This window comes from Saccharospirillum alexandrii, from assembly GCF_004000275.1.
Classification (GTDB): Bacteria; Pseudomonadota; Gammaproteobacteria; order Pseudomonadales; family Natronospirillaceae; genus Saccharospirillum; species Saccharospirillum alexandrii.
Genome location: NZ_RCIP01000012.1, coordinates 1 through 3,911 on the forward strand (window position 1 = coordinate 1; position 3,911 = coordinate 3,911).

The window sequence follows — 3,911 nt, forward strand, 5'->3', positions numbered from 1 at the left end:
AGTAGCAGTTAACTTTTTCAAAAGGAACTGTCAGGGAGTTTTTCTGGTTCTTTTTCCAGAAGCAGACATTCCCTGTGGTTCTGTCGAACACTACCCAGGTATCTTCTCCACCTGTTCTTGTTTTATACATTGCGTAAGCGAGGACAATTAGAAAGGTTGCTGACAAGTAGTCAAAAAGACTGAGTTCATCAGGTTGGTACTGGATTATCGCAGCGATAAAACAATACAGAAAAATTAGAGAAAAAATTATTCCCGTTGCTTGCCATGCGCTATGTGATGAGTTAGCTTGCACTGCCCATTGTTTGCCATCAGTAAGTACTCCGAATGGTGTATGGAAGCTGTATGCCGACTGAGGAGTTACTAGTTTACCTCTCAGTCTATTTGGCTTACGGCTGGCACGAGTTTCCTGAGTTGTTTGCTTGGTTGAGTACCAATCTGGGTAAAGGTATTTTGTTTTACCCATTAATATTTCTGCGTACCACATTAACATTTCTTGATCCATTAAGTTGGAGTGATGATCATTCTAAAACTATGCACAACCGACCCTTCTGCCACTAGCCAGGATTTCTAATGTGAAACTTACCGTGCTCTTCATACCCTGCCCAGGTTTAAAAAAAATGGTGTGTTCGTGATAGGGTAAGTCGAGTCCAGTACTATTATACCACTAAAAATTTTCAGTCTTAGTCGCGTCGATCTACATATGAATAGGATGGGTTTAGCTCTTTGTGAATTTTAAAAAAGTAGTCTGCTAGTGCTTCTACCCTAGTTTTGTATTCATCGAAGGTAAATAGCTTCTTAAAATCAGGGAAAAGAGGGCACATAAAGGGCTTTTCATCTTCAAGTCCAGTAACATACATGTCTAAGCGCGCTACGGCTGTTGATAAAATCCCATTTTGTGCATACCAAGGCGCTTTGTTATAGAAATCTATTATGGCTTGCACATCGAAACACTCTGGTTCTAGCATTCGCCTCATTTCGTTTTCCAAATTTTCCTTAGTACGACTTAACTGTGCTTCAGCTTCCTCGAAGTCCTCGAAGGTAATCTCCTTCTTCCCTTCGGTTAAGTCTTCGATGGTATAACCGTGCTTATTCACAAAGTAGAGTTGGTGCGATAAACCCGGAACCGAGGGGATGGGTTTGCTCGGATCCATAAAATCCGTCAATACTCGCCAGAAATATTGAGCCTGTTCATAAGTGGTTGCCGTACCGAACATCACTTGCCACCAGCGGTGGCGCTCGTTTGGCAGATTTTCAGTAGGCATAAAATACAAGCTATGGCTGATGCCCCGGCGGAAGACCTCTATCCAGTAACAGTTGACCTTTTCGAACGGGACTGTCAGGGAGTGTTCGGCATCCCGCTTCCAGAAGCAAACGTTGCCAGTGGTTCGGTCGAAGACAACCCAGGTGTCTTCACCGCCGGTTCTGGAAAGGTAAACGAAGTAGAACGCTGGAACGACAGGGGTAAAAGCTACCGCAATGGAAGTAATGCTCGAAAAATCCGGAAAGAAGAGAGTAATCCAGATCAACCCAAAGAATACAGCAATCACTGCGATGGATTGGTGTTGAATGTAGTTGGAGTTACACTGTACGACCCATTGTTTCCCATCCGTATCTGTATAGAAGGGTGTATGGTGCTGGTAGCGCTCCTGAGGGGTGACTAAACGACGCTTGAGTTTCTCACGCTTACGACTGGGCCGGGTTTCTTCGGTGACCGTCTGGGTACAACGCCAGTTAGGCCACAAATACCTGAAGCGTCCTATGACAATAAAGAATACAAAGTTCAATGCTTTAATGTAAGGTTCCATTTAAGTCACTACCCAAGTCAGTTTGAGATTTCTTGCTTTAGTAACCGCCATGAGTTATGGGTCCTTGCGCTATTAACCAACTGTGCTCCATGGATATCTGTTCATTTACCACGGTTCAGTCAACCACTTACGGTCTTGCATATCACGTTTGCGTTCTAGGAACCTCTCATTATCAAAACATTTACTGCCGTTTTAGCCAAAGATGGGGATTACTTTTTCACGGTTCCTCAATACCCAGCGCCTCGCATTGGGCTTTGTTAAGTTCAAAGAAGTAGTCAGTCAGCTTTGCAACCCTTGCTTTGTATTCATCAAAGCTGAAAAACTCTTTAAAGCCCGGGTACATAAAAGGACTGTCATCTTCAAGTCCTTGGACAAACATACTTAACTTGGAAGTTGCGGCGAATAATAGCCTTTGTTGTGCATAAAGTGGGGCATTTTCATAAAAGTTAATAATTTTCTCGGTGTTGAAATGCTCCGGTTCTAACATCTGCCTGATTTGGTCTCGGAGTTCCATGGTTTCGCGCTTGAATGCAGCTTCGGCTTCCTCAAACTCCTCGAAGGTGATCTCCTTGTTCCCTTCGGTCAGGTCTTCGATGGTATAGCCGTGCTTTTCCACGAAGTAGAGTTGATGCGACAGGCCTGGCACGGAGGGGATGGGTTTGCTCGGGTCCATAAAGTCTGTCAGTACTCGCCAGAAGTATTGAGCCTGGTCGTAAGTGGTCGCCGTACCGAACATCACTTGCCACCAGCGGTGGCGTTCGTTCGGCAGGTTTTCTGTGGGCATGAAATACAGACTATGGCTGACACCCCGACGGAAGACCTCTATCCAGTAGCAGTTGACCTTTTCGAGTGGGACCGTGAGGGAGTGCTCTGCATCCCGTTTCCAGAAGCAGACGTTGCCGGTGGTCCGGTCGAAGACGACCCAGGTGTCTTCTCCGCCGGTTCTGGATTTATAGATGTAATAGATAGTAACCAGAGACGACACCAGAGATAAGTAGAAGAAAAAGGTCAGTCCATCGTATTGATAAAGAAATATAGCCGGAACAATCCATATTGCGCTGAAAAAAACGCCTATAAAAGCAATAGCTCGATGACTTATGTACTTGGAATCACACTGAACTGCCCACTGCTTCCCGTCCGTGTATGTATGGAACGGCGTGTGGAACTGATAGCGTTCTTGCGGAGTGACCAAATTGCCGCGGAGTTTCTTGGGCTTCCGGCTGGGTCGGGTTTTCTGGGTGACCGATTGGGTACAACGCCAGTCGGGCCACAATTGCCGCCATTGGCCAACAAATAGACTGGCGAAACGATCAAGTAACTCTAGAGAACGCTTCACTAAGTCAACTGCCTTATCCTGAGTGTCTTCATTAGTATCCGGCATGAGTAATGGGTCCTTGCGCTATTAGCCAGCTGTGTTCCATGGCGCTCTGCTCGTTCACGACAACGCCGTCAATCACGGCGTGGCCCTCGCTATCGCGCTTGGGCGCTGGCAATGAGTAGAGGGTTGACGAGCCCGGAAATATAGGTTCGCCTCACCTTTGAAGAGGCTTATAACCTTAAGGCGGATGTCTGTTTCCAAGGTTGCTTTGAAATGTGGTACTCACCTCAATGCTGCACGACGTTCCTCGTCGATCTTGAAAAAGAAGGCTGATAATTTGTCAATTTCTGTTTCATATTCAGTAAGGGTAAAATATGCTCTGAAGGCGGGGTCCATAACTTGGTCCTCTCCTTTTAATACGCTTACCCAAGTGCTCAATATAGACATAACTGACCTTATGACGTCTGTTCGGGCGTAAACTGGTGCGTTTTCATAGAACTCAATCAGCCTATCGGCACTGAACTGATCTGGCTCCAAAAGCCGTTCCAGTCTAGCTTCTAATGCTGCTAAATCATTCCGGATTTCCTCGGCTACTTCATTGAAGTCTGCCTCGGTCATTTCGATACCACCTTCTGTCAGATCTTCTATGGTATAGCCGTTCTTCTCGACAAAACGAATCTGATGGATTAGTCCCGGTACTTCGGGTATCGGTTGACTTTTATCCATAAAGTCTGTGAGTACGCGCCAAAAGAACTGGGCCTGCTCGTACTGAGGTGCAAATCCAAAAT

At 45.9% G+C, this 3,911-nt stretch carries 2 protein-coding genes and 2 pseudogenes; all 4 read right to left on the reverse strand.

The window, feature by feature from the left end:
* A pseudogene (locus EP166_RS21010) lies at nt 1-484 on the reverse strand (hypothetical protein); the annotation flags it as partial.
* Between the two features lie 196 nt (nt 485-680).
* Nucleotides 681-1,805, reverse strand: coding sequence for a hypothetical protein (locus EP166_RS21015; RefSeq protein WP_127560820.1), 1,125 nt, complete (start codon nt 1,803-1,805; stop codon nt 681-683).
* A gap of 217 nt (nt 1,806-2,022) precedes the next feature.
* On the reverse strand, nt 2,023-3,186 hold the full coding sequence (locus tag EP166_RS21020; RefSeq protein WP_127560822.1) for a hypothetical protein: 1,164 nt from the start codon (nt 3,184-3,186) through the stop codon (nt 2,023-2,025).
* A gap of 219 nt (nt 3,187-3,405) precedes the next feature.
* Nucleotides 3,406-3,911: pseudogene (locus tag EP166_RS21220) on the reverse strand (hypothetical protein); the annotation flags it as partial.